28 protein-coding genes and 3 tRNA genes are annotated in these 26,402 nt (G+C 29.8%); 15 read left to right on the top strand and 16 right to left on the bottom strand.

Going from position 1 to position 26,402, the window contains the following annotated elements; all coding sequences use genetic code 11:
• Positions 1-47: 47 nt before the first annotated feature.
• Together rlmB and AC5SLN_RS02400 are read left to right on the top strand one after the other, a co-directional pair.
• Positions 48-791 (top strand): 23S rRNA (guanosine(2251)-2'-O)-methyltransferase RlmB, encoded by a 744-nt coding sequence (gene rlmB / locus AC5SLN_RS02405; protein WP_018414179.1) that lies wholly within the window; start codon positions 48-50, stop codon positions 789-791.
• A 33-nt stretch (positions 792-824) separates the two neighbouring features.
• A tRNA-Thr gene (locus AC5SLN_RS02400) sits at positions 825-900 on the top strand.
• A 4-nt stretch (positions 901-904) separates the two neighbouring features.
• On the opposite strand, the gene AC5SLN_RS02395 is transcribed toward AC5SLN_RS02400, so the two are convergent.
• From AC5SLN_RS02395 to AC5SLN_RS02370, 6 genes are all read right to left on the bottom strand, one after another.
• Positions 905-1,684, bottom strand: coding sequence for an NAD kinase (locus AC5SLN_RS02395; RefSeq protein WP_494593968.1), 780 nt, complete (start codon positions 1,682-1,684; stop codon positions 905-907).
• Between the two features lie 4 nt (positions 1,685-1,688).
• Positions 1,689-1,773: transfer RNA gene (locus AC5SLN_RS02390), tRNA-Leu, on the bottom strand.
• A 22-nt stretch (positions 1,774-1,795) separates the two neighbouring features.
• Positions 1,796-2,518 (bottom strand): FkbM family methyltransferase, encoded by a 723-nt coding sequence (locus tag AC5SLN_RS02385; RefSeq protein ID WP_494593966.1) that lies wholly within the window; start codon positions 2,516-2,518, stop codon positions 1,796-1,798.
• Between the two features lie 4 nt (positions 2,519-2,522).
• A tRNA-Leu gene (locus AC5SLN_RS02380) sits at positions 2,523-2,607 on the bottom strand.
• Positions 2,608-2,685: 78 nt separating this feature from the next.
• A complete protein-coding gene (locus AC5SLN_RS02375) occupies positions 2,686-3,087 on the bottom strand; it encodes a gamma-glutamylcyclotransferase family protein (protein WP_011282161.1) in 402 nt (133 codons plus the stop codon).
• A gap of 4 nt (positions 3,088-3,091) precedes the next feature.
• Entirely contained in the window at positions 3,092-3,841 is a 750-nt protein-coding gene (locus tag AC5SLN_RS02370; RefSeq protein ID WP_494593964.1) for a competence/damage-inducible protein A, read from the bottom strand.
• Positions 3,842-3,862: 21 nt separating this feature from the next.
• Between AC5SLN_RS02370 and sfsA the strand changes: the two genes are divergently transcribed.
• The 9 genes from sfsA to grxD are packed head-to-tail and all read left to right on the top strand — an operon-like array spanning position 3,863 to position 11,092.
• Positions 3,863-4,561: a DNA/RNA nuclease SfsA gene (sfsA, locus tag AC5SLN_RS02365; protein ID WP_494593962.1), complete on the top strand. Its 699-nt coding sequence runs from the start codon at positions 3,863-3,865 to the stop codon at positions 4,559-4,561.
• Entirely contained in the window at positions 4,554-5,324 is a 771-nt protein-coding gene (gene map, locus AC5SLN_RS02360) for a type I methionyl aminopeptidase (protein WP_020169493.1), read from the top strand. Before sfsA ends, map begins: the two co-directional genes overlap by 8 nt.
• Positions 5,325-5,327: 3 nt before the next feature.
• The gene (purB, locus tag AC5SLN_RS02355) at positions 5,328-6,620 is read left to right on the top strand and encodes an adenylosuccinate lyase (RefSeq protein WP_494593960.1); all 1,293 of its coding nucleotides are present in this window, start codon (positions 5,328-5,330) and stop codon (positions 6,618-6,620) included.
• Positions 6,620-7,402, top strand: coding sequence for a phosphoribosylaminoimidazolesuccinocarboxamide synthase (purC, locus tag AC5SLN_RS02350; RefSeq protein ID WP_494593958.1), 783 nt, complete (start codon positions 6,620-6,622; stop codon positions 7,400-7,402). Before purB ends, purC begins: the two co-directional genes overlap by 1 nt.
• A gap of 1 nt (position 7,403) precedes the next feature.
• A complete protein-coding gene (gene purS, locus AC5SLN_RS02345; RefSeq protein WP_494593956.1) occupies positions 7,404-7,646 on the top strand; it encodes a phosphoribosylformylglycinamidine synthase subunit PurS in 243 nt (80 codons plus the stop codon).
• Between the two features lie 6 nt (positions 7,647-7,652).
• Positions 7,653-8,336: a phosphoribosylformylglycinamidine synthase I gene (gene purQ / locus AC5SLN_RS02340; RefSeq protein ID WP_494593954.1), complete on the top strand. Its 684-nt coding sequence runs from the start codon at positions 7,653-7,655 to the stop codon at positions 8,334-8,336.
• Positions 8,336-10,528: a phosphoribosylformylglycinamidine synthase subunit PurL gene (gene purL, locus AC5SLN_RS02335; protein WP_494593952.1), complete on the top strand. Its 2,193-nt coding sequence runs from the start codon at positions 8,336-8,338 to the stop codon at positions 10,526-10,528. Before purQ ends, purL begins: the two co-directional genes overlap by 1 nt.
• Position 10,529: 1 nt before the next feature.
• Positions 10,530-10,760, top strand: a complete 231-nt coding sequence (locus tag AC5SLN_RS02330) for a BolA/IbaG family iron-sulfur metabolism protein (RefSeq protein WP_006996786.1) — start codon at positions 10,530-10,532, stop codon at positions 10,758-10,760.
• Entirely contained in the window at positions 10,760-11,092 is a 333-nt protein-coding gene (grxD, locus tag AC5SLN_RS02325) for a Grx4 family monothiol glutaredoxin (protein WP_494593950.1), read from the top strand. Before AC5SLN_RS02330 ends, grxD begins: the two co-directional genes overlap by 1 nt.
• A gap of 4 nt (positions 11,093-11,096) precedes the next feature.
• Here grxD and AC5SLN_RS02320 read toward each other — a convergent pair whose 3' ends face one another.
• From AC5SLN_RS02320 to AC5SLN_RS02280, 9 genes are all read right to left on the bottom strand, one after another.
• Complete coding sequence (locus AC5SLN_RS02320; protein WP_494593948.1) at positions 11,097-12,287, bottom strand: class I SAM-dependent methyltransferase; 1,191 nt, start codon at positions 12,285-12,287, stop codon at positions 11,097-11,099.
• Positions 12,288-12,424: 137 nt separating this feature from the next.
• Positions 12,425-13,042 (bottom strand): 30S ribosomal protein S4, encoded by a 618-nt coding sequence (rpsD, locus tag AC5SLN_RS02315; RefSeq protein ID WP_018414188.1) that lies wholly within the window; start codon positions 13,040-13,042, stop codon positions 12,425-12,427.
• Positions 13,043-13,082: 40 nt separating this feature from the next.
• The gene (locus AC5SLN_RS02310) at positions 13,083-13,796 is read right to left on the bottom strand and encodes an RNA methyltransferase (RefSeq protein WP_494593947.1); all 714 of its coding nucleotides are present in this window, start codon (positions 13,794-13,796) and stop codon (positions 13,083-13,085) included.
• Positions 13,796-15,397 carry a citramalate synthase gene (gene cimA, locus AC5SLN_RS02305; protein WP_494593945.1) on the bottom strand — a complete coding sequence of 534 codons (1,602 nt, stop codon included), beginning with the start codon at positions 15,395-15,397 and terminating at the stop codon, positions 13,796-13,798. The genes AC5SLN_RS02310 and cimA overlap by 1 nt, the downstream gene beginning before the upstream one ends.
• Entirely contained in the window at positions 15,394-16,755 is a 1,362-nt protein-coding gene (gene cysS, locus AC5SLN_RS02300) for a cysteine--tRNA ligase (protein WP_494593944.1), read from the bottom strand. Before cysS ends, cimA begins: the two co-directional genes overlap by 4 nt.
• A 45-nt stretch (positions 16,756-16,800) precedes the next feature.
• Positions 16,801-17,538 carry an NAD(+) synthase gene (nadE, locus tag AC5SLN_RS02295; protein WP_494593943.1) on the bottom strand — a complete coding sequence of 246 codons (738 nt, stop codon included), beginning with the start codon at positions 17,536-17,538 and terminating at the stop codon, positions 16,801-16,803.
• Positions 17,539-17,577: 39 nt separating this feature from the next.
• Positions 17,578-18,957: a class II 3-deoxy-7-phosphoheptulonate synthase gene (locus tag AC5SLN_RS02290; RefSeq protein WP_494593942.1), complete on the bottom strand. Its 1,380-nt coding sequence runs from the start codon at positions 18,955-18,957 to the stop codon at positions 17,578-17,580.
• Positions 18,958-18,992: 35 nt separating this feature from the next.
• Positions 18,993-20,813: a glutamine--fructose-6-phosphate transaminase (isomerizing) gene (glmS, locus tag AC5SLN_RS02285; RefSeq protein ID WP_494593941.1), complete on the bottom strand. Its 1,821-nt coding sequence runs from the start codon at positions 20,811-20,813 to the stop codon at positions 18,993-18,995.
• 1 nt (position 20,814) lies between these two features.
• Complete coding sequence (locus AC5SLN_RS02280; protein WP_494593940.1) at positions 20,815-21,438, bottom strand: DapH/DapD/GlmU-related protein; 624 nt, start codon at positions 21,436-21,438, stop codon at positions 20,815-20,817.
• 70 nt (positions 21,439-21,508) lie between these two features.
• Here AC5SLN_RS02280 and AC5SLN_RS02275 point away from each other — a divergent pair, with 70 nt between their 5' ends.
• From AC5SLN_RS02275 to AC5SLN_RS02260, 4 genes are read left to right on the top strand one after another with little or no spacing between them, the layout of a single operon-like run.
• Positions 21,509-22,198, top strand: a complete 690-nt coding sequence (locus AC5SLN_RS02275) for an HAD-IA family hydrolase (RefSeq protein WP_026225075.1) — start codon at positions 21,509-21,511, stop codon at positions 22,196-22,198.
• A gap of 50 nt (positions 22,199-22,248) precedes the next feature.
• Complete coding sequence (locus AC5SLN_RS02270; protein ID WP_494593938.1) at positions 22,249-23,751, top strand: MmgE/PrpD family protein; 1,503 nt, start codon at positions 22,249-22,251, stop codon at positions 23,749-23,751.
• The gene (gene prpB / locus AC5SLN_RS02265; protein WP_006996772.1) at positions 23,751-24,647 is read left to right on the top strand and encodes a methylisocitrate lyase; all 897 of its coding nucleotides are present in this window, start codon (positions 23,751-23,753) and stop codon (positions 24,645-24,647) included. The genes AC5SLN_RS02270 and prpB overlap by 1 nt, the downstream gene beginning before the upstream one ends.
• The gene (locus AC5SLN_RS02260) at positions 24,647-25,771 is read left to right on the top strand and encodes a bifunctional 2-methylcitrate synthase/citrate synthase (RefSeq protein WP_494593936.1); all 1,125 of its coding nucleotides are present in this window, start codon (positions 24,647-24,649) and stop codon (positions 25,769-25,771) included. Before prpB ends, AC5SLN_RS02260 begins: the two co-directional genes overlap by 1 nt.
• Here the strand turns inward: AC5SLN_RS02260 and AC5SLN_RS02255 are convergent, their stop codons facing one another.
• Positions 25,772-26,398 (bottom strand): class I SAM-dependent methyltransferase, encoded by a 627-nt coding sequence (locus AC5SLN_RS02255; RefSeq protein WP_494593933.1) that lies wholly within the window; start codon positions 26,396-26,398, stop codon positions 25,772-25,774.
• Positions 26,399-26,402 lie beyond the last annotated feature (4 nt).

Raw genomic sequence — 26,402 nt, 5'->3', positions numbered from 1 at the left:
TTTACTGTGAAAATGGAGGAAAATACGTATAAAACAAAGATAATTTTATGAATAAATCATCTTTTTTAATCGTTGGTCAACATGCTGTAATTGAGGCTTTAAGAAACCCAAAAAGAAAGGTTTTAAAAGTTTTTTTAACGGAAGAAAGTAAAAAAAATATTCATAGAAAGAACCCAAAGAAAAATGTCCTTGAAGACGTTAAAGTTTATTTTAAATCAAAAAAAGAATTAGATAAGTATACCTCTAAAGATCAAATTATGCACGGTGGGTACATTGCAGAAGTTGAGCATATTGATCAACCCGACTTAAAAGAATTTATAAAAGGAAAAAATAAATTAACATTTGTTTGTATTGATGAAGTAACGGATCCTAGAAATATTGGATCGTTAATTAGAAGTGCTTCTTCATTTCATATAGATGGATTAATAGTTAAAGAAAGACAATTCCCGTCTGATAGTAAGCTTATGTATAAAGCCGCAAGTGGATGCATGGAGCATATTAATATTTTTGAAGTATCAAACATAAATTCAACACTTAAAAATTTAAGAGAAAAGAATTTTTGGGTTTATGGGTTTGATGCAAGAGGAGAAAAAGACTTTACAGATATCAAATGGGAAGGGAAAAATGTTCTTTTGTTTGGATCTGAAGGTTTTGGTATGAGAGAGCATACTGGAAAGTACACAGATTTTTTTGTTAAAATTGATATAAATAAAGATGTAGAAAGCTTAAATATCTCGAATAGTGCAGCGATTGTGTTTCATCATTTAAGTTATTTGAAAAAAAATTCTTGATTAGTATAAGATTTATTAATAGAAATCGGTTATGCCCTTGTAGCTCAGCTGGTAGAGCAATTGATTTGTAATCAATAGGTCCGCGGTTCGACTCCGTGCGGGGGCACCATCACTTAATTATTTGAAGTTTCTTTACGTGTTTGTTCAATCTTTATTTTTTTGTGAAGACTGTTATTTTTATCATATAATAATTCAAAGCTAATTTTTTTATTGGCTTGAATTTTAATTGTCTTTGCATTTCTAACCTCAAAATTGTCTGCAGCAGCACTAATAGGTCTTTTACTTGTATCTAAATTTTTTATTAAAATTTTAGATTTATCACTAATAATTGTACCCTTCCATCTTCTAGGTCTAAAAGGACTAATCGGAGTTACTGCTAATTTTCTTGAATCTAAATTTAAAATTGGTCCATGTGCTGATAAATTATAAGCTGTACTACCTGCCGGTGTTGAAACTAACACGCCATCAGAGATTAGATTTTTAATAATATTTTTCTTATTAGCGGTAATCGAAATTGATGATGCCTGCTTACTTTGTCTTAATATTGACACCTCATTGATAGCTATTGATTTTTTTGTTTGATCTTTTTTATTAGTCACAGTCATTTGTAGAGGATAAATCTTTACACTGTTAGAGATATTCAAATTTTTAATAAAGTTTTTATTAGAAAACTTATTCATCAAAAAACCATAGTTCCCAGAATTAATTCCATAGAAAGGTTTTTTATATATATGTAATTTTTTTAAAGTTTGAAGCATGAAACCATCACCTCCTAAAACAATTATTATGTTGGACTTTCTTAAAGATGTAATGTTAACTTTTTTAATAAGAATTGATTTAATCTTAAGAGAGACTTTAGTTTTATCAAATACTAAATATACTTTATCTCTCATTTAGTGGTGCCCTCGGCCAGACTCGAACTGGCACTCCAAAAAGGCACGGATTTTAAGTCCGTTGTGTCTACCAATTTCACCACGATGGCGTTCCTGATATTCATTATTTAATTAATATTTATAATTATATTTATTATAAAAAACAGCATCAAATTGAAATAATTGACCAACTAACTTTTTTTTATAACCTGGAAAAATATTCCAAATATCATAATTATGGTCATTCATGAAATTTAAGATTTCTCTATATAAAGTTTGTCCTTCATACAATGTTTGTAAGCTTAATTCTATTTGAATTAGTTTAAATTTTGATAAATTATTTATGGCACTTTTTAATACATTCATCTCACTTCCTTGGACATCAATTTTAAGCATTAAATTCTTTTTATTCAATGAATAATAATTTATTAAATTATCTAACGTGTCACTCTCAACTTCTTCTTTATGTGTATATTTAGAGTTTTGATGATTTTCTTTATGAAGTTTAGATAGGTTTAATACAGAAGAATTATCATAGTCTTTAGAAACATTAATAAAAAGTTTCTTTATTTTTTTGTCTGAAATAATTATTTTTTTGTGTACCTGCCAATTAGCATCATTCAAAGAATTTTTTAAAAGTTTACTATGTGTTTTGCTTACTGGTTCAAAAGATATAATTCTTTTTCTATAACCAAATCGTCTCAATGTTTTTGCATAACCACCCCAACTTGCCCCTACATCAAGAACCACATCTATATTATGAAAATTAATAATTCTTAATAAATCGAAAGAATTTTCATAAATTTTTGAATACTTTGAAAATTTACTTATTAGTCTTCTAAGAAGGTCTTTCATCTAGTGGTGCCCTCGGCCAGACTCGAACTGGCACTCCAAAAAGGCACGGATTTTAAGTCCGTTGTGTCTACCAATTTCACCACGAGGGCATGTACTATTTTCATTTGTTAACTTTTTTTATTTATAACTCAACTTCTTTTTGTTAGCAAATCATATCAATATTTTAATTAAGCTTTTAATGCTTTTTTAAGAATACGATTATCTAAATTACAATCTTTATAACCTCTCTTTACAACATTTAAATATCGTTCTGTTGGATATGCAAATAAAGTTTTTTTAGTCATGGTATAGGTCATTACTTTTTTACCATAATAAGTAAAATAATATTTTTTATATAGAACTGGATAATCTTCATAAACATCTAATTTTTTTTCATCACTTTTAGATATTTCAAATAAAGCACCAGGAACAATTGAGTTTTTTTTAGGTTCTATATCAGCAGCTCTATATTTGCTTCTAAAGGTTAGTTTAAAATTAGTTAAATTAATTTTTTTTAAAAAGACACTGTCCTTGCATCTTCTTTTCATTTGAAAATGATTAAGATTACTTCCGTAAGCAAAATAAAGCATTAAACTATCTAACAACTACTTCTATTTTTTTTTGATTAACAAACTCTAATACTTCAGAGCTACACTTATCAATTTTAAGTTGATCTTCAGATCTTATTACTATTGATACGCCTAATTTTCCTGCATGAAAAAATGGGTAACTTCCAATTTCAACATCTTTATTGTTATCTTGAACATTGGTTAAAGAGTTTGCAATTTCACTTTCAACAGTTTTTAAACTTATTGTATGGCTTAATATTGGATCTCCCCCTACTATCTTGTTTTTTAATCCACCCAACATTGATTTTAAAATTGAAGGAACTCCTGGTAAGCAAAAAACGTTTTCTATATTAAATCCTGGAGCACCACTTGTTGGATTTAATATTAAATTAGCATTACGTGGCATCCATACCATTTTTTGTCGACCTTCGTTAAATTCACCCACTTTGTAGTAAGCTTCTAATATTTTAAAAGCTTCTTTATGAATTTCATACTCAAGATTAAATGCTTTAGAAATAGACTGAGCAGTAATATCATCATGAGTTGGTCCTATACCACCAGTTGTAAATACATAATTATTAACCTTTCTTAAATGATTAACAGTCTCAATAATTGTATTTTCTATATCTGGAATAACCCTAACCTCGTTAACTTTTACACCAATTGAGTTTAACCATTGTGCAATTGTGCTGGTATTAGTGTCTTGCGTTCTTCCAGATAGGATCTCATTACCTATAATAAGTATTGCTGCATTAAATTTTGTATTTTGGTTCATTATTAAATATACAATTTAAATATGGAATTTACCAAAGCTTTAATAAAAGGCAAACTGATCAAACGTTATAAGAGGTTTTTTGCAGACGTTAAAATTGGCAAGGAAATTGTTACGGCGCATTGCCCTAATACTGGATCTATGAAGGGCTTATTAGATGAAGGAAATGAGGTTTATGTATCTAAAAATGATGACCCAAAAAGAAAATTAAAATATACCCTTGAAATAGTTAAAGTTAAAAAAAATTTAGTTGGTGTTAATACTCATTTTGCAAATAAAATTGCCTTCCATGGTTTAACAAATAATCTAGTTAAAGAAGTTGCTAACAATGATAGTATCAAAGCTGAGGTATTTTTTGATAAAGAAACACGGTTTGATTTTTTAATTGAAAAAAATAAACAAAAAATATTTGTAGAAGTTAAAAATGTTACTTTATTTAGAGAAGAAAAAACTGCAGAATTTCCAGATGCTGTTACCACTAGAGGGTCAAAGCATTTAAAAACACTTATAGAGGCAGTTAAAAAGGGCTATAAATCCTATCTATTATTTTTAGTCCAAATAGAGGGTGTGGATAATTTTAAAATAGCAAAAGACATTGATAAAGAATATTATGAAAATTATTTACTTGCAAAAAAAGCTGGGGTTAACTTTTTGGCTTATCAATGTAAAATAAATTCAAAAGAAATTAAAATAGATAAAAAAATTAAAATTATTAATGCCTGATTATTTAGAAAAATTTGAAAAGATGAGAGTTGCTGGAAATCTTGCAGCAAGAACTCTTGATATGCTTACAGATAATATTAAGCCAGGTGTAACTACAGAGTTTGTAGATAAACTAGGATATGAATTTATTAGGGACAACGGTGGTTACTCAGCTCCACTTTTTTATAGAGGTTTTAAAAAATCATTATGCACTTCTTTAAATCATGTTGTCTGTCACGGTATACCTTCTGATAGAGTTTTAGTTGAAGGTGATGCTTTAAATGTTGATGTAACAGCTATAGTTGATGAACATTATGGTGACACAAGTCGAATGTTTTGTGTTGGAAAAACTCCTGTTAAAGTTAATAACTTAATTGATGCTACATACGAGTCGATGATGAGAGCAATCAACTTATTAAAACCAGGATTAAAATTGGGTGACATTGGATATGAAATACAATCTTTTGTTGAAAAAAAAGGCTACTCAGTCGTTAGAGATTTTTGTGGTCATGGAATAAGTACAACATTCCACGAACCACCTAATATTTTACATTACGGAAGAAGAAATACAGGGATGGAACTTAGACCTGGAATGACTTTTACAATTGAGCCTATGATAAATATCGGTGAATGGGATGTAAAGATGCTAAAAGATGGCTGGACTGCAGTTACAAAAGACAAATCTTTATCAGCACAATTTGAACATACGTTAGGTATTACTGAAAATGGTTATGAAATCTTTACAGAATCTGTTAAAGGTTATTCTAAGCCCCCTTACTTATAATTAATGATTGAACGATATTCTAGAAAACCACTAACTGACATATGGTCAGAACAAAACAAATACCAAATTTGGCTCGATGTAGAGGTTGCAGCAGCAGAAGCCATGGAAAAATTAGGTCAAATTCCAAAAGGTGTTTCATCAATTGTTAGAAGAAAAGCTAAAATAAACGTTAAAAGAATTCATCAAATTGAGAGTAAAGTTAAGCACGATGTTATAGCATTTTTAACATCTGTTACTGAAAAAGCAGGGATTAAAGCAAGATACCTTCACCAAGGTATGACCTCTTCTGATGTTTTAGATACCAGTTTAAATATTCAATTAGTTCAATCTGGTAAAATTTTACTCAGTGATATCGATCAAATTCTAAAAGTTTTAAAGAAACAAGCCAAAAAATATAAATACACTCCTTGCATGGGCAGAAGTCATGGAATTCACGCTGAACCTATAACTTTTGGTTTAAAATTAGCTTCATTTTATGAAGAGTTTAAGAGAAATAGAAAAAGATTAGTTGATGCAATTGATGAAATTTCAACATGCGCAATCTCTGGTGCTGTTGGCACATTTGCAAATATTAATCCTAATGTTGAAAAACATGTAGCAAAAAAACTTGGATTAAAAGTTGAGCCTATATCAACACAGGTAATACCAAGAGATAGGCATGCTTTTTATTTTTCAATTCTTGGAATTATTGCAGGATCAGTTGAAAGAGTTGCAATTGAGATTAGACATTTACAGAGAACTGAAGTTTATGAAGTTCAAGAGTTTTTTTCAAAAGATCAAAAAGGTTCATCTGCAATGCCTCATAAAAAAAATCCAATCCTAAGTGAAAATTTAACAGGTCTTGCAAGAATAGTTCGAAGTGCTGTAATCCCTGCTCTTGAAAATATTGCACTATGGCATGAAAGAGATATTTCTCACTCAAGTGTTGAAAGAAATATTGGTCCAGACGCAAATATTACCTTAGATTTTGCTTTAGCAAGACTAAGTAATATTTTAGATAAAATGATTGTCTATCCAAAAAAAATGATTGAAAATTTAAATATAACTAAGGGTTTAATTTTTTCACAAGAAGTAATGTTAGAGCTAACAAAATCAGGTTTAAGTAGAGAACAATCTTACAAAATGGTTCAAAATTATGCAAAAAAATGTTTTGCAGAAAATCTAAATTTATTTGATGTTATATCAGATGATAAATTCATAATGGCTAAAATTTCATCAAAAAGATTAAAAGCTATATTCAATTATTCATCGCATTTTAAAAACGTAGATTTAATTTTTAAAAGAGTATTCAAATAATGAAAAAAGGTAAAAAATTATACGAAGGCAAAGCTAAAATAATTTACGCAACATCTGATAAAAATTTGGTTATTCAATATTTCAAAGACGATGCAACTGCTTTTAATAATTTAAAAAAATCAACAATTGAAGGCAAAGGTGTTTTAAACAATAGAATTTCAGAACATATTTTATCAAACCTAACTCAAATTGGGATTAAAAATCATTTAGTAAAAAGACTAAATATGAGAGAACAAATTATCAAATTAGTTGAGATTATGCCTATTGAATTCATTGTTCGTAATGTTGCAACAGGCTCTATTACTAAAAGATTAGGTATCGAAGATGGAACAGTTTTAAAACAGCCACTATTAGAGTATTGCCTTAAAGATGATAAATTGGGTGATCCACTTATTGCTGAAGAACATATTTTAGCTTTTGATTGGGCTACAAAATCTGAATTAGAAAAAGTTAAAAAAATGATCCTTAGAATTAATGATTTTATGATTGGAATGTTTAGAGGAGTTGGGATTAAGCTAATTGATTTCAAACTTGAATTTGGAAGACTTAAAGAAAATGGGAAAAATGAGGTTATTCTGGCTGATGAAATTAGTCCTGACACTTGCAGATTATGGGACAGTATTACTGATAAAAAACTAGATAAAGATAGATTTCGTAAAGATTTAGGTGATTTAATACCCGCATATACTGAAGTTGCAAAAAGACTTGGTATATTGCATGAGCAATCAAATTTAAGTGCTGTTAATGTTACTAAATTAAGATCAGTTAAAAAAAGAAAATAATATGAAAATATCTGTAATTATAACTCTTAAAAAAGATGTTTTAGATCCTCAAGGTAAAGTTATCCATCAAACCCTGGATGGTATGGGGTTTGAAGGAATTAATGAAGTAAGACAAGGAAAATATTTTGAAATTAATACTAAAGAAGACGATAAGAAAAAAGCTGAAAAAAAAGTTGAAGAAATGTGTAAAAAACTTTTAGCAAACTTAGTAATAGAAGACTTTAAAATTATTGGATCACAATAATAAAAAATGCATTCATCCGTAATAACCTTTCCAGGATCCAATTGTGACAGAGATATGGATGTTGCTTTAAAAAAATTTGGCTTTAAAAATAAAATGGTTTGGCATGACGATGTTGAGCTGCCAAAAAGTGATTTAGTAGTTTTACCAGGTGGATTTTCATACGGGGATTACCTTAGATGTGGAAGTATGGCATCGAAATCAAAAATTATGAAATCGGTATTAAACTTTGCTCAAGGGGGTGGTAAGGTTATGGGAGTTTGTAATGGGTTTCAAATTTTAGTTGAGTCAGGTTTGTTGCCAGGAGTTCTGCTTAGAAATAAATACTTAGAGTTCATTTGTAAAAATGTTTTTGTAAAAGCTAACAATAAAGATAACTCTTATTTTAAAGATGATAAAAAAGACGTCTACGAGTTTCATATAGCTCATAATGAGGGAAATTACTTTTGCTCTAATGATCAAATTAAAGAAATTAATGACAATAACCAAATAGCTTTATTTTATTCTGATGAAAACGGAAATGTTAATGAACAATCTAATCCAAATGGTTCATTACAAAATATAGCTGGTATATTTAATAAACAAAAAAATGTTTTAGGAATGATGCCTCATCCAGAAAGAATGATAGACCCTGCTCTTTCAGGTGAAGATGGTTCAATTTTTTTTCAAAACTTAATTAATAATTTAAAATAATGATAGTTAACGAACAGCTTGCAATCGATCATGGTTTAAAAAAAGATGAATATAAAAAGATCTGTAATTTGTTAAAAAGAGTTCCCAATATTACTGAGCTTGGTATCTTCTCAGCAATGTGGAATGAGCATTGCTCTTATAAATCTTCAAGATTTCATCTTAAAAACTTACCTACTAAAGGAAAAAACGTAATTCAAGGTCCTGGTGAAAATGCTGGTGTTATTGATATTGGCGATGATGATGCAATAATATTTAAAATTGAAAGTCATAATCACCCTTCATTTATTGAACCTTATCAAGGTGCCGCAACGGGTGTTGGTGGAATTATGAGAGATGTCTTTACAATGGGAGCAAGACCAATAGCTAATTTAAACTCAATTCATTTTGGATCACCTCAACATAAAAAAACTAAAAATTTATTACGTGGAGTTGTTCACGGTATAGGTGGATATGGTAATTGCATGGGGGTTCCAACAATTGCTGGTCAAACTAGTTTTGACGAGTCTTATAATGGTAATATTTTAGTAAATGCTATGACCCTAGGTCATGTAAAAAAAGATAAAATTTTTTATTCAAAAGCTGCAGGTTTAGGAAAACCTGTGATTTATGTTGGTTCAAAAACAGGTCGAGATGGAATTCATGGTGCAAGCATGGCATCAGCTTCATTTGATGATAAAATTGAAGAAAAAAAACCTACTGTTCAAGTTGGAGATCCTTTTACAGAAAAACTATTATTAGAGGCTTGTTTAGAATTAATGGCAGGAGATTCGATTATTGCTATTCAGGATATGGGTGCTGCAGGATTAACTTCTTCAAGTATTGAAATGGCTTCAAAAGGAAATTTAGGAATTGAGATCAATTTAAATAAAGTTCCTTGTAGAGAAGCAAACATGTCCCCTTATGAAATTATGCTATCTGAAAGCCAAGAACGAATGCTTATTGTTTTAGAAAATGGGAAAGAAGAAATGGCAAAAAAAATATTTGATAAATGGAATTTAGATTTCGCTGTAATTGGTCAAACAACAAAAAGTAAAAAGATTGAACTTTATTTTAATGAAGAAAAGGTAGCAGATATTCCTGTTAACACATTGGTTGAAAACTCACCTATGTATGATCGAAAATGGAAAAAAGCTAAATTACCTAAAAAAATTAAAGTTGAGAAAGAACAATTTAAAACCTTAAAAATAAAAAATATTTTAAACAAAATATTATCTAATCCAAATGTGTGTAGCAAAGAGTGGATTTGGCAACAATACGATCATACTGTTATGGGAGATACTATTCAAAAACCTGGCGGAGATGCTGGTGTTGTTAGGGTTCATGGTACCAATAAAGCTGTTGCTGCATCTGTAGATTCATCTGCTGTATATTGTTGGGCTCACCCTTTAAGTGGAGGAAAGCAAATTGTTTGTGAAAGTTGGAGGAACTTAATTTCAGTTGGTGCTAAACCAATTGCTATTACTAATTGCTTAAATTTTGGTAGTCCTGAAAATGAAGAAAATATGGGTGAGTTTGTTGAATGTGTTCAAGGTTTAGGTGAAGCGAGTGCTTACTTAGAGTTTCCAGTAGTTTCTGGAAACGTTTCATTTTACAACCAAACTAAAGATATTGGGATTAAACCTACACCAGCAATTGGGGGGGTTGGTTTAATTAAAGATTACCAAAACATGGTTACAATGGATTTAAAAGAAGTTGGTAATATACTTTTAGTTATTGGTAAAACTGAGGGTCACTTGGATCAAAGTTTATTTGCAAGAGATATTCTAAATGAAAAAAATGGACCTCCTCCTGAAATTAATCTTTTTAATGAAAAAAATAATGGTGAAACAATTTTAAAGCTTATTGATAAAAAATTTATAAAATCTGCTCACGATGTTTCTTTAGGTGGAATAATTACTGCTCTTTCCAAAATGTGTATTAAAGGTAAAAAAGGTGCAACTCTTAAAAAATCTAATTACTTAATTAATAAATTTGAATACTTATTTGGTGAAGATCAGGGAAGATACATTATTGAAATTAGTAAAGATGATCTAGAAAATGCTACTAAAATACTTCAAGAAAACTCCGTACATTTTGATGAACTTGGGTTGGTAAATGAAGATAATTTAATAATTGACGATAAGACAAAAGTATCAATTGACGATTTGATTAAATCACATACAAATTGGCTAACGAACTACATGGAAAATTAAAATGGCAATGGATATAAAAGAAGTTGAAACACTCATTAAAGAAGCTTTACCAGATGCTATAATAGAAATTCAAGATCTTGCTGGAGATAGTAATCACTACTCAGCAACAATAACCTCTAAAGAGTTTTCAGGAAAAAGTAAAATTGAACAACACAAAATGGTATACAATTCTTTAAAAGGAAAAATGGGTAACGAACTTCATGCATTAGCAATTAAAACAAAGGAACAATAATGGACGATAGCACAAAAAATTTAATTCAAAGTCATATAGACACCAACGAAGTATGTTTATTTATGAAAGGAACACCAGATGCTCCTCAATGTGGATTTTCTATGGCTGTGTCAAATATGTTAAAAATTTTAGAAGTGAATTACAAAGGAATAAATGTTCTTGAATCTCAGTCTTTAAGAGAAGGTATAAAAGAGTTTAGTGACTGGCCTACTATTCCACAAGTTTACATTAAAGGTGAATTTGTTGGTGGCTGTGACATCGTTAAGGAAATGTATGAAAACGGTGAACTTAAAAAAGTCCTTGAGGATAAAAGAATTAATTTTAAAAAATAATTTATTACTTATAAATATAATCTCTAGTATTAGGAGTTGACATATAGTTCTTTGTTAGTTGGAACTGATAAACAACTTGGTCTCCCCACTTAAAAGCACTTTCACAGCTAGCTAAATAAAATTCCCACATCCTAAAAAATTTTTCATCAAACATATTAACTATTTGGATTTTATTTTTAATACAATTTTCTTTCCAGTGTCTAAGAGTGTGAGAATAATGCAATTTAAGAACCTCTATGTCAGATACTATTAATCCAGCTTTCTCAACAGGTGTTACCACCTCACTGAGACTAGGCGTATAACCACCTGGAAAAATATACTTAGTTATCCAGGGGTGTGGGTCTCTAGGAGGATTAACTGAGCCAATAGTGTGAACTAGTGAAACACCATCATCTTTAAGCAAATTATCAATTTTCTTAAAGAAATTTTTATAAAATTTCCTACCCACATGTTCAAACATTCCAACACTTACAATTCTATCAAACTTTTCGTCTAACTGACGGTAATCTATTAGCTTAAAGGTAACTTGATTTTCTAAATTAAGCTTTTTGGCTTTTTTAACACAGTAGTTAAACTGATTTTCGGATAGAGTAATTCCAGTAACTTCACAATTATTACTTTTTGCAATATCAATAGCTAAAGATCCCCAGCCACAACCTATATCAAGAACTTTTTGATTTGGCTTTATATTAAGTTTTTTTATTATATGTTGTATTTTATTATTTTGAGCATCTTCTAAAGTATCATTTTCATTTATAAAATATCCACAAGAGTATTGTTTTTTAGGATCTAAAAATAAACTATATAGTTCATCTGAGAGATCATAGTGATGTGCCACATTCATTTTTGATTTTTTTATAAAGTTAAAGTTTGTCAAATATCTATAAGAACCATAAAGCTTATTTATCAACATACTAAAAAAATTTAATTCACCTCTTCCTATATTCATAAGCGCTATATCTAAGAAATCAGTTAAACTTCCGTTTTCAATTTGTATATCTCCATTAGAATAAGCTTCACCAAAATATAAATCTGGCCTAAAAAATAATTTATAATGGAGTTTTTTATCTAATATTTTAACTGTGATTGGCTTATTGTTTTTCGGTGTGCCTATAATATATTTATTTGAATTTGCATCAATTAAAAGAAAACCATCTTTCTGGAACAATTTATTTAGATATCTTGCCAGTTGCATTTAAAATCTCATAAAAATTTTATTTATAAGAAAAAATATATAATGAATTTATGTAAAATTCACTCAGGATTAATCCACAATTTTATTGAAATTTTAAGAACAATATTAAAAGAATTTTTTAAAAAAAAGAATATTTATTATCTAGAGTAATATTCAATTACTAAATTAGGTTCCATTACTACTGGGTAAGGAACTTCGTCGAACTTAGGCGTTCTAACAAATGTAACTTTTTTATTTTTTTCATCTAAATTAATGTATTCAGGAGTTTCTCTTTCTTTGCTAGCTAGAGCAATATCAATTATAGCTAACTGTTTAGATTTATCTCTAATTTCAATTATGTCTTCTTCTTTAACAACGTAACTTCCAATGTTAACTTTTTTACCATTAACTCTTACGTGACCATGGTTAATAAGTTGTCTCGCTGAAAATACTGTTGTTGAAAATCTTGCTCTATAAACAACAGAATCTAATCTTCTTTCAAGCAAACCAATTAAATTTTCACCCGTATCCCCTTTTAACATGGTAGCTTTTTTATAAATATTTCTGAATTGTCTTTCGTTAATGTTACCGTAGTAACCTTTTAATTTTTGTTTAGCTTGTAGCTGAATTCCGTAATCAGAAGGTTTTCCTTTTCTACCTTGTCCGTGTTGTCCTGGACCATAATCTCTTTTATTAAAAGGACTTTTAGGTCTACCCCATAGGTTAATTTTTAACCTTCTATCTATTTTATGTTTAGCGCTTATTCTTTTTGTCATTTGATAGGTGGGTTTATAAACTTACTCATTATTTTGTCAATCAACCTTTTTTGGACAAACTTGCAAATACACTGGATAAAATACGTGTTTCTTTCTCAGAAAGCTCCATTTTAGAAAAAATACTTCTTAAGTTTTCAAGCATAATAGGTCTCTTCTCCAAGGGTTTGAAAAAGTGTTTTTCCTCTAGTTTTTTGATGCACAAGTTAGTCATAGCTTGAATATCCTTTTTGCTAGCGACAGTTACTTTTTTTGATTTAGAATATTTTGCACCCTTTAAATTAATGATGCTTGCTACTGTATGAGCAATAATAATAACACTGTGAGACAGGTTTAAAGATTTAAAATTGGGGTTAGTTGGGATTTGCATAGTGTAATTAGCATAACTGATCTCATTATTAGATAAGCCAGAGGCTTCAGAGCCAAATAAAAAAGCTATCTTTTTATTAAAATCAATTTTTTTTAAATCATCTAAATTAATATGTTTAATATTTTTATTTCTAAATCTTGCAGATGTTGCAATAACGTAATCTACTTTTTTTACAGCAGATTCTAAAGTTTCATGTACTTTGGCATTAATAATTAGATCTTTTGCACCAACTGAAGTTGCTAAAATTTTATCATTTGGAAAAATTGGTTTTGGCTTAACAATAACTAGTTTTTTAAAGTTAAAGTTTTTAAGAGCTCTCGCACAAGCTCCAATATTTTCAGATAATTGAGGTTGATGTAAGATAAATGATATATTGCTAAAAGACATTAAAGACTTGCTGGAGCTTTATCTTTAAATAATTTATAATCTAAACTATCAACCAATGCTTTAAATGAAGCATCAATTATATTTGCTGAAACACCAATGGTGAACCAATTTTTGCCTTTTGAGTCTGTGCTTTCTATTGAAACTCTAGTGATTGCCTCAGTACCTGTATTTAAAATTCTAACTTTGTAATCAACTAATTTTAAATCTTTTAAATATTTAGAGTATTTGTTTAACCGATCTACATTTTGTCTAATAGCATTATCTAGTGCATTAACAGGACCATTTCCTTCACCGGTACACATAATTTTTTCACCATCAACTTCAAGCTGAGCTTTTGCAGAAGAAACAATTGTGCCTGATGAATCTTTTTTAACAGAAACATCATATTCTTTAATCAATATATACCTTGGTATTTTGCTAATAATCCTTCTGGCCAATAATTCAAAAGATGCGTCAGCACCATCATAACTATAACCTATAAATTCTCTATCTTTTACTTCATCTAAAAGTTTTTTAATTTTAGGGTCACTCTCCTCTATTTCTATACCAATAGTTTTTAATCTTGAGATTATATTGGATTTTCCAGATTGATCTGAAACTACTATGTTTCGAGAATTTCCAACTTCTACTGGATCAATATGTTCGTAAGTTTTTGGATCTTTTTGAACCGCTGATACATGAAGGCCACCTTTATGAGAAAAAGCAGCAGCACCAACGTATGGAAGATGTTTGTTAGGTTTTCTATTTAAAATCTCATCTAACAATCTAGAGCATTCTGTTAATTTTTTAATATTGTCTGGTTTAATTTTTAATTCAAAATTAGTTGCAAAATCTTCTTTTAAAAAAAAAGTAGGGATTAGTGACATTAAATTAGCATTACCACACCTTTCACCTAAACCATTAATGGTTCCTTGCACCTGTCTAACTCCAGCCCAAACTGCAGCTAAAGAATTCGCAACTGCATTACCCGTATCATTGTGTGCATGTATCCCTAAATTTTTTCTAGGTATAGTTTTAGAAACTTCTGTAACTATTTTTGTAATTTCATGAGGTAAGGTTCCACCATTAGTGTCACATAAAACAATCCACCTTGCTCCCTCATCAAATGCTACTTTAAGACATGATAAAGCATAATTTGGATTGGCTTTGTATCCATCAAAGAAATGTTCTGCATCAAACATGAATTCTTTATTCATTTTAACAAAGTGTTTTGCTGTCTCTTTAATGTTTTCTAAGTTTTCTTCATTAGAAATACCAAGTGCTATATCAACATGAAAATCCCATGATTTTCCTACAATACAAACTGCCGGTGTGTTTGAGTTTAAAAGCGCTGATAGTCCAGGATCATTATCGGCACTGCGACCAGTTCTTTTGGTCATACCAAAAGATGTTAGTTTAGCATTATTAAATGAATGTTTTTTTTGAAAAAATTCAGTATCTGTAGGATTTGCACCTGGCCACCCACCCTCAATATAATCAACACCTAAATTATCTAAAGCTGAGGCAATTTTTAATTTATCATCTACAGAAAAGTCTACACCTTGTGTTTGTGCACCATCTCTTAGTGTTGTATCAAATATAAAAAGTTGTTCTTTGCTCATTTTAGTTTCCAAATTGTTTTACCATCTTTGTCTTCTATTAAAACCCCTTTATCTAAAAGCTTATTTCTAATGATATCAGCTTCTTTATAATTCTTATCTTCTCTTGCTTTGTTTCTAAGTGAAATCATTTCTAAAATGTCATCTTCATTAATGGATGATTTTTTCTTTTTAAATTCAATCCACTCTTCTTTTGTTTTATTTAAAATACCAATAAAATTACAAGCTAATACAAATAAACTTTTCTCTTCATTTCCTCCTTTTAAGGCCTTATCATAAAGTTGATGTAACTTTGCAATGTAGCCAGGTGTATTCAAATCATCGTATAATGGAGACAAAATATCTTCATCTAAAACTATTTTGTCTTTTGGGGGTAAATAAACTTCATACCATTTATCAATAGTATTTTTGCAATCTTCTAAGAGCTTTTCGTTCCAGTCTAATGGTTGTTTGTAGTGAGCACTCATAAGAGCAAGTTTTAAAACTTGTCCGTCAACATTATCTTTAAAATCTTTAATCTTAAGTATGTTGCCAGTTGATTTAGCCATTTTTTCATTGGACATAGTAATAAATGCGTTATGGATCCAATAATTTGCAAAAACTTTACTATCATTCGCACATCTTGATTGTGCAATTTCATTTTCGTGATGTGGAAAAATTAAATCAATTCCACCTCCGTGAATATCGAATACGTTACCTAGATATTTTTTAGACATTGCAGAACATTCTAAATGCCAACCAGGTCTTCCTTTACCCCAAGGAGAATCCCAAGAAGGTTCATCATCCTTAGAGGGTTTCCATAATACAAAGTCTTCTGATTTTTTTTTATTCTCTGAAACTTCAACTCTAGATCCTGCAATTAAATCTTCTAATTTTTTATTCGATAGCTTTCCATAATCATCAAATTTGCTAACTTCAAAATAAACATGGTCGTTTGCATCATAGGCAAAATTTTTTTCTATTAAAGTTGATATCATTTTAATCATGAGATCAATATGATCTGTAGCTTTTGGCTGTTGGGTTGGATTATCTAAATTTAAGTAATTACAATCATCATTAAAATCTTTAATAACATTGTTTGTTAATTCAGATATTGAAAGATTTTTTTCTTTTGCTGATTTAATTATCTTATCATCAACATCTGTAATATTTCTTATATAATTTATTTTATCATGACCATATTTTGATTTTAAAACTTTGAACAAAATATCAAAAATAACAAGAGGTCTAGCATTACCTATGTGTGGGTTGTCATAAACAGTTGGACCACAAACATACATTCCAATGTTTTCTTTATTTATTGGAACAAATTTTTCTTTTTTATTATTTAGATTGTTTGTTAAAAAAATATCCATGTTCATTATCTTAGAATTATACTTTAATTATAGATTTGTGAATCTATAAGATTAGTTGGGAATCTTGCAAACTGGGATTGGTTCCATTTTATGCAAGTTCATCTTTCTTATTTTTTCGTATTTTTCACGATTTATTGAATTAACATTGTTCATAGCTTCTTCTAATTCCTCGTATTTAAGACCTAACTGACCTTCATCAGTTCTGCCATCATCCCATAATCCATCTGTTGGAGCAGCATCAATTATCTCTTGAAGTATATTAATAGATTTACCTATTTCCCATACTTCTGATTTATTACAATCAGCAATAGGAGATATATCAACTCCACCATCTCCATATTTTGTATAAAACCCTACCCCAAAATCCTCAACTTTATTTCCAGTACCAACTACAATACCTTTGTTTGCAGCTGCTACTTGATAAAGAGTGGTCATTCTAATTCTAGCTCTAGAATTTGCCATACCAAGCTCACTATCAAAATTAGATAACGTACTCACAAACGTTTCAAATAATTTATCTAAATTTATTGTGTGTGCTTCAACATTATCAAAATTTTTAACAAGCCATTCTTGGTGTTTTAAACTTAAATCATGCTGTGATGATTTTTGTTTAATAGGCATTGATAAAACAATTGTTTTAATACCTGTCATTGCGCTCAATGTGCTTGATACAGAAGAATCTATTCCTCCAGAAATTCCAATAATTAAAGATTGTGCCTTACTTGGCATCTTGTTCACATAATCTTTAATCCAATTGCTTATAAATTGTGCTTTTTCTAAAGGTTTCATTTCCTAAAATTTAAACGAAATTGTGTTTAATACAATGCTTTAAGATGCCGCTTTAATATTTTTTTTAGAATAAGCAGCATTTTTTTTAATCTCATCAGAAATTAAAAAAGCTAACTCTAACGCTTGGTTAGCATTAAGTCTTGGATCACAATGAGTATGGTAACGGCTAGATAAATCTTGGTCAGATATTTTCTGAGCACCACCTGTGCATTCCGTAACATTTTGACCGGTCATTTCAATGTGTAATCCGCCTGCATAACTTCCTTCACTTTGGTGGCATTCAAAAACATTTTTTACTTCTTTGACAACACTATTAAAGGGTCTTGTTTTAAATCCAGTTGTAGCTTTAATTGTATTTCCATGACAAGGGTCACATGACCATATTACATTTAAACCTTCTTTTTTGATTGCTCTAATTAATTTTGGTAAAAATTTAGAAACATTTTCATGGCCAAATCTAGAAATTAAAGTTATTTTACCTTTTTCATTATTTGGATTAATTTTATTACAAAGGTTTATCAAGTCTTCAGCTTTTAATGTTGGTCCACATTTAATTCCAATTGGATTTTCAATTCCTCTACAAAACTCAACATGTCCACCATCTAGTTGTCTTGTTCTATCTCCTATCCAAACAAAGTGAGCTGAGGTATCATGATATTCACCTGTTGTTGAATCTACTCTCGTCATTGCTTGTTCAAAAGGAAGTAATAAAGCTTCATGTGAAGTCCAAAAATTTACTGTTTTTAATCTTCTATTAAAGTCAGAATTAATTCCGCAAGCATCCATAAATGCTAGGGCATCTGCAATTCTGTCTTCTAAATCTTTAAATTTTTTAGCAGCAGGTGTATTTTTAATAAACCCTAAGTTCCAAGTATGTACTTTTTTAAGATCTGCAAAACCTCCATGAGAGAAAGCTCTTATAAGGTTAAGCGTTGATGCTGATTGAGAATAAGCTTTAAAAAGTCTTTTTGGATCAGGAACTCTTGATTTTTCATTAAATTCCATTCCATTAATATTATCACCTAGGTAACTAGGCAGTTCAACACCATCAATACTTTCAACAGGGGAACTTCTTGGTTTTGAAAACTGTCCAGCAATTCTTCCCAGTTTAATAACTGGTAATGATGCCGAATAAGTAAGCACTAACGACATTTGCAGTATCAGTTTAAATGTATCTCTAATGTTATCAGGATGAAATTCTGCAAAACTTTCCGCACAATCTCCACCTTGTAATAAAAAAGCTTTTCCATCGACAACATCAGCTAATTGTTCTTTTAAATGTCTCGTCTCACCAGCAAAAACTAATGGTGGGAAATCTTTAATTTTACTTAAAACACCATCCAATTCTTTTTGATCAGGATATTCAGGAATGTGTTTTACAGGATAATTTCTCCAGCTATTTATTTTCCAATTTTTCATATTCAACCTAGGGGTGTTGTAACAGAGTTTAATTATTATTCAACTGTGACTGATTTTGCTAAATTTCTAGGTTTATCAATGTCATACCCTTTTTTAAGAGCTGAATAATAAGCTAATTTTTGCAATGGAACAGTTAATAAAAAAGGCAACAAGTCATCATTGGCACTTTCAACTAATACAGTTTCCCAAATATTTTCTGAAAAAACTTCGTCTTTGCTCTTGTTAGTAATCAATAAAACTTTAGCCCCTCTTGCTATTACTTCCTGCATATTAGAAATTGTTTTTTTATAATAATTATCCCTTGGTGCTAAGACAACAACTGGCATTCCATCTTCAATTAAAGCTAATGGACCATGTTTCATCTCACCTGCAGGGTATCCTTCAGCATGAACGTAAGCTAATTCCTTTAATTTTAACGCCCCTTCTAATGCAATTGGGTAAGAAAAACCTCTCCCTAAAAACATCGAACCTTTTGCATCAGTAAATGAACTTGAAACTGTCTGGATTTTACTCTCTGTAAGTAAAGTTTGCTCAACTAACTTAGGTAATAACTTTAAGTCTTTAATTTTGTTTAAATATAAATCTTTATCCAAGTCTTTTCTTAAAATTCCTAATTTTAATACCAAAATATATAAAACCAACATTTGACCCATAAAAGCTTTTGTGGATGCAACACCAATTTCTTGCCCACAATGAATAGGTAAAACAAAGTTAGAGTCCCTTGCAATAGAGCTTTCTATAACATTAACTACACTGCAAGTTTTCATGTTATTTTTATTACATAAATCTAGAGCCGCATAAGTATCTGCTGTTTCACCAGACTGAGAAACAAAAATATATAAATTATCATCTTTAAATCTATTTTTTCGGTATCTAAACTCAGATGCAATATCAATTGTTACATCAAATGTAGTATTTTCTTCAAACCAATATTTTGCCATTAAGCAAGAGTGATAAGCTGTACCACAGCCAATTAAAGTAACTGAAGAAATTTCCTTAATATTCCAGGGAAAATTGTAGATGTTGATATCATTGTTAATTTTATCAATATACTCATTTATACAATTCTTTAATGTTGTAGGCTGTTCTTCAATCTCTTTAGCCATAAAGTGTTTAAAATCACCTTTGTCATAATCCTGCTCTTTTGAAGATAATTCTAAAACTTTTTTATTAACCTTTAAGCCCTCTTCATCAAAAAACTCAACTTGGTCTTTTTTTATAATGCAAAACTCTCCATCATTTAAATATGAAATTTTATTAGTCATAGACTTTAAAGCGTAAGAATCTGAGCCTAAATAATTTTCATTAGGACCATAACCAACTGCAAGTGGTGAGCCTCTTCTTGCACCTACTATAAGATCAGGTTGATCTTTAAAGATTATACCTAAAGCAAAACTTCCATGTAATTGTTTAAGGGTTTTAATAATTGCCTCTTTTAAATCTAGTTCTTTTAAATATTCTGTTATTAAATGAACAATTACTTCAGTATCTGTCTGAGATTTAAATACATGACCCTTGTTTATTAAATGCTTTTTTAAAAGTGTAGAATTTTCAATAATCCCATTATGTACAACCGATACACTCTCTGAAGAATGAGGATGTGCATTAATAGTATTTGGAATACCGTGCGTTGCCCATCTAACATGCCCAATTCCAATAGGGCCTGACATATTCTTAACAGCAAGGTTTTTTTCTAAAATATCAACTCTACCTTCTGATTTTGCTTCACTTACAATTCCATTTGATAGTGTGGCAATTCCTGCAGAGTCGTATCCTCTATATTCTAATTTTCTAAGAGAATTAATAATTGTAGATGAAACCGGTTTATTACTAGCTATACCTATTATTCCACACATTTTATTTCGTTCTTCTTTTATAGTTTTTAACTTCTGTTTGAGCGCTTCTAGTTAAAGCTAATGAATTTTTTTTAACTTTCTTTGTGATAACTGATCCTGCCCCAACAATACTATTTTTTTCAAGAGTAATTGGTGCAACTAATGATGAGTTAGATCCTATAAATACATTATCTCTAATTTTTGTTTTACTTTTTTTAACCCCATCATAATTGCAGGTAATTGTACCAGCTCCAACATTTACACCTTTGCCCAATTCACTATCACCAATATAGGATAAATGATTAATTTTTGATTTTTTTCCGACTGTACTTTTCTTAACTTCTACAAAATTTCCAATTTTAGACCCTTCTTCAAGAATAGTTCCTGGTCTTAATCGTGCATAAGGTCCAACTTCAACTTTATTTTTTATTTTACAATCTTCTAAATGTGAAAATGAATTGATAGTTACATTATTTCCAATTTTAACTTTTGGCCCAATGACAACATATGGATTAATAGTAACGTTTTTTCCAATCTTTGTATCTTTTGAAAAAAAAATAGTTTCAGGACCAATCATCTTTACACCAGACTTGATAAAAAATTTACGAAGTTTTTCTTGTTCAATATTAGAATTTATTTGTTTCATCTGGAAATATTTTTATATTAAGTGTATAGATAGCTTAATTCACAATTTATTTCTTAAAAATACTTTATTAATGACTCAAAAATACTCAATATTATTCGACCTAGATGGAACATTAGTCGATACCGCACCTGATTTAATGAATGCTCATAATCATGTAATGAGAAAATATGGTTATCCAACAAAATCTACTGCTGACATTAGAAATTTAGTGGGTCAAGGAGCTGGTGCGATGATTGGTAGATCTATATGGGGACAAGCAAAAAAAGAGTTTGGTAAAATTGATGATCAAAAAATTAAAGCTGAAATGGTAAAAGATTTTGTTAATTTTTATGGAAAAAATATTATTAAAGAAAGCACACTTATTAATGGGGTAAAAGAATTTTTAAAATGGTGTAAAGAAAAAGAAATTTCAATGGCAGTTTGTACCAATAAACAAGAACACCTAGCAATTGATCTTTTAAAAAAGATTGGAATTTATGATTACTTTGAGTACGTTGCAGGTTCAGATACGTTTGATTATTGCAAACCTGATCCTAGACACATAACAAGTATTATTGAAATCATCGGGGGTGATGTAAAAAAATCTCTAATGTTTGGGGATAGTGAAACTGATGCAAATGCAGCAAAGGCTGCCTCTGTTCCTGTTATTTTATTAGAAAATGGTTATACAGAAAAAAATTCTAATGAAATTTACCATAATCATTTAATAAAAGACTTTATTGGTGTTGAAAAAATAGTTTCAACTTACTTAAAAGATTGATTTAATTTTTTTTCTTACTATTAATAGGTTTGCACAATTAAGGAGGCCTAATGATTTCACATAAAGTTAAAGTTTACCCATCAAAAATTGATTTACCTAAAAAAAATCAATTAGCATGGAAAATTGCTGAAATAGCCTCTGATAATGCAAAGTTAGATAAAGCTGCCATTGAGATGGTTATCAATAGAATAATTGATAATGCTTCAGTTGCCATTGCTTCTTTAAATAGAAAAGCGGTTATCTCTTCAAGAGAAATGGCCCTAAAACATCCTAGAAAAAATGGTGCGAATTTATTTGGTATTGATTCAAAATTAAAATTTGATTGTGAATGGGCTGCTTGGTCAAATGGAACAGCTGTTAGAGAACTTGATTTTCATGATACTTTTTTAGCAGAAGATTACAGTCATCCTGGAGATAACATTCCACCCATTTTAAGTGTTGCACAACAAACTAAAAAAAGTGGACTAGATTTGTTAAGAGGAATTATCACAGGTTATGAAGTTCAAGTTAATTTAGTTAAGGGAATTTGTTTACATAAACATAAAATAGATCACATAGCACACTTAGGACCAAGTGTTGCAGCAGGTTTAGGTACGATGTTAAAGCTTAACACTGAAACAATTTATCAAGCAGTTCAACAAGCTCTACATACAACAGTTTCAACAAGACAATCTAGAAAAGGTGAAATCTCTAGTTGGAAAGCTTACGCTCCTGCTCATGCTGGTAAACTTGCAATCGAAGCAGTTGATAGAGCAATGCGTGGTGAAGGTGCACCAAGTCCTATTTATGAAGGAGAAGACAGTGTTATAGCTAGAATATTAGATGGCAAGAAAGCTTTATACAATGTTCCTCTGCCTAAGAAAAAAGAATCTAAGAAAGCGATACTTGAGACCTATACAAAAGAATATTCAGCTGAGTATCAGTCTCAAGCACTAATAGATATTGCTAAAAAACTTAATAAGAAAATTCCTAATTTAAATCAAATAAAAAAAATTGATATTCACACAAGTCATCACACTCATTACGTAATTGGAACTGGTGCAAATGATCCACAAAAAATGGATCCAAATGCAAGTAGAGAAACACTTGATCACTCTATTATGTACATTTTTGCAGTAGCACTTGAGGATGCTGATTGGCACCATGTTAAATCATATACTAAACAAAGAGCTAATAGAAAAAGCACTATAAAAATTTGGAAATCAATTACGACGTTTGAAGATAAAAAATGGACTAAAAAATATCACGATCCTAATCCAAAAAATAAATCATTTGGTGCAAGAGTTGTAGTTACTTTAAATAATGGTAAAAAAATTACAGAACAATTAGATAGAGCAGATGCTCATCCATATGGAGCACGTCCGTTTAAAAGACAAAATTATATAAATAAGTTTTTAACGTTAACAGACGGTATCTTAGATAAAAAAGAGAGTGCACGTTTCTTAAAAATTGTTCAAAATCTTAAAAACCTGAAAGCTGGAGAGTTAAATAAATTAAACATCCAGGTTAAAAGAAGTCAGATAAAGAAAAATACGAAACAAGGAATTTTTTAATGCATTTTGTAGAAAAAGAGCCCAGTCAAAAAAGAGCTGACTTTGTTAGTAAACTAAAATCAAATAAAATTTTAAGAGTTCCTGGTGCTTATAACCCACTAACAGCAAAACTAATTGAAGAAATTGGGTATGATGCAGTTTATGTATCAGGTGGAGTTATGGCTAATGATTTAGGATTTCCAGATATTGGTTTAACTACGCTGCAAGATGTTAGTACTAGATCTTATTTAATATCTAGAGTTACAAGTTTACCTACCATCGTTGATATCGACACTGGCTTTAAGTCTTGTGAAGAAACTATTAAAACTTTTGAAGAATTTGGGGTGTCAGCAGTTCACTTAGAAGATCAAGTAGAACGAAAAAGATGTGGTCACTTAGATAACAAAGAATTAATTTCAACAGAAGCAATGGTTAAAAAAATTAAAGAATGTGTAGCCGCAAAACAAGATGAAAATTTTAAGATTATAGCAAGATCTGATGCTAAAGGAGTTGAGGGAATAGATAAGATGATTGATAGATGTAAGGCATATATTGATGCTGGAGCTGAAATTATTTTCCCAGAAGCTTTACAGGATGAAAAAGATTTTGAAAAAGTTAGAAAAGAACTGTCCTGTTACTTGTTAGCGAATATGACAGAATTTGGAAAATCTAAGTTATTCAATTACAAAGAATTAGAAAATTTTGGATATAATATTGTGATTTATCCAGTAACCACACAAAGATTGGCTATGAAAAATGTTGAAGATGGTCTTAGAGACATTTTTGTGAATGGACATCAGAACAACATTATTGATAAAATGCAAACTAGAAAAAGACTTTACGAATTAGTAGAATATGAAAAGTACAATTCGTTAGATGAAAAAATTTATAACTTTAGTACGGAAGGACATGAATAATGAGTGATGATATTAAAAAAGGTTTACTAGGGATAGTTGTTGATGAAACAGAAATTTCAAAAGTTATGCCAGAAATCAACTCTCTTACTTATAGAGGTTATGCAGCTCAAGATTTATGTGCAAGATGTGATTTTGAAGAAGTTGCTTACTTAATTTTAAATAAAGAATTACCTAATAAAAAACAATTAAAAGAATTTAAGAAAGAATTATCTAAAGAAATAACTTTATCAAAAAATTTATTAAATATTTTAAAACAAATTCCTAAAAATTCTCATCCAATGGATGTTGCAAGAACTGCGGTTAGTGTGATGGGTCTTGAAGACAAAGAAACTAGAGACAACTCACCAAAAGCAAATTTAAGAAAAGCAATTAGAATTCTTGCAAAAACACCTACTGCCTTAGCAGCTTTTTACAGACTTAGAAAAGGAAAAAAAATTATAGCTCCAAAGAAAAATCTTACTTTTTCTGAAAACTTTTTCCATATGTGTTTTGGAAAAGTTCCAAATAAAGAAATCGTTAAAGCTTTTGATGTATCACTAATTTTATACGCTGAGCATAGTTTTAACGTATCAACTTTTACAGCAAGAACTATTACCAGTAGCTTATCTGATATTCATGGAGCAATAACAGGTGCGATCGCAAGTTTAAAGGGTCCTCTTCATGGGGGTGCTAATGAAGAGGTTATGCACATGATGAAGAAAATTAAAAAACCTGAGAACGCTTTAAAATGGATTAACAATGCTTTAAAAAATAAAGATGTGGTAATGGGTTTTGGTCACAGAGTTTATAAAAGTGGAGACTCTAGAGTTCCAACAATGAGAGAATATTTTAAAAGAGTAGCAATTATTAAAAAAGATAAAACTTTTGAAAAAATTTACGACATTGTTGAAAAAGTTATGATTAAAGAAAAAAATATTTATCCAAATGTTGATTACCCAACAGGTCCAACTTACCATTTAATGGGATTTGATACCGATTTCTTTACACCTATATTTGTAATTTCAAGAATTACCGGTTGGTCAGCACATATTATGGAGCAACATGCTGCTAATAAATTAATTAGACCTCTTGCAAGTTATAAAGGTAGTAAGCACAGAAAAGTAATACAACTTAACCAAAGATAATTAATTTTTTTCTATTTTAGCAAATCTTTCAAAAATAATTTCTGATTTAAGATTGTTATTATTAACAAATTCATCTATGGCTTGTTTGACCCCTGGTGCTTGACTTAAGTTGTAGTCATCACAAAGAATGGTTCCATTATTATCTAGAACTGGTTTTGAATAATGAAGGTCATTTTTAACCGTCTCATAAGCATGTCCTCCATCTAAAAAGACATAGTCAATTTGAGATATATCCATTTTTTTTAAAAGTAAATTTGAATTCCCTTTAATTAAATGAATATTTTCTTTAAATTTTTTTAAAAGATAGGTTACCGCATCAACTGAGTATGGATCTTTTCTTAAGATATATTTAAAATATATTTGCTTTAAGGGATTATTAAACCTAGTGTTTGGTATAACTTCATTAGCATTTTCAGCACTTTCACCAAACAAATCTAATCCTATATATTTGAAATCACTTCCATGAATGCTGTGTAATAACTCACAAACATTTCGTGCAGTAACACCATGAAACACACCAATCTCAAGGAAATTTTTAGGTTTCTTGGAGGCTATTTCATTAAGAAAATGCTCTCCAATACCTTCTTGTTTAAGGCTAGTTTTTCTAAAATATTTCTTATATTTCAAAAGA

It is taken from the genome of Candidatus Pelagibacter sp. PS_31 (assembly GCF_059417865.1).
The sequence above is the reverse complement of the archived record's forward strand: the minus strand, read 5'-3'. Positions and strand labels throughout refer to the sequence as shown.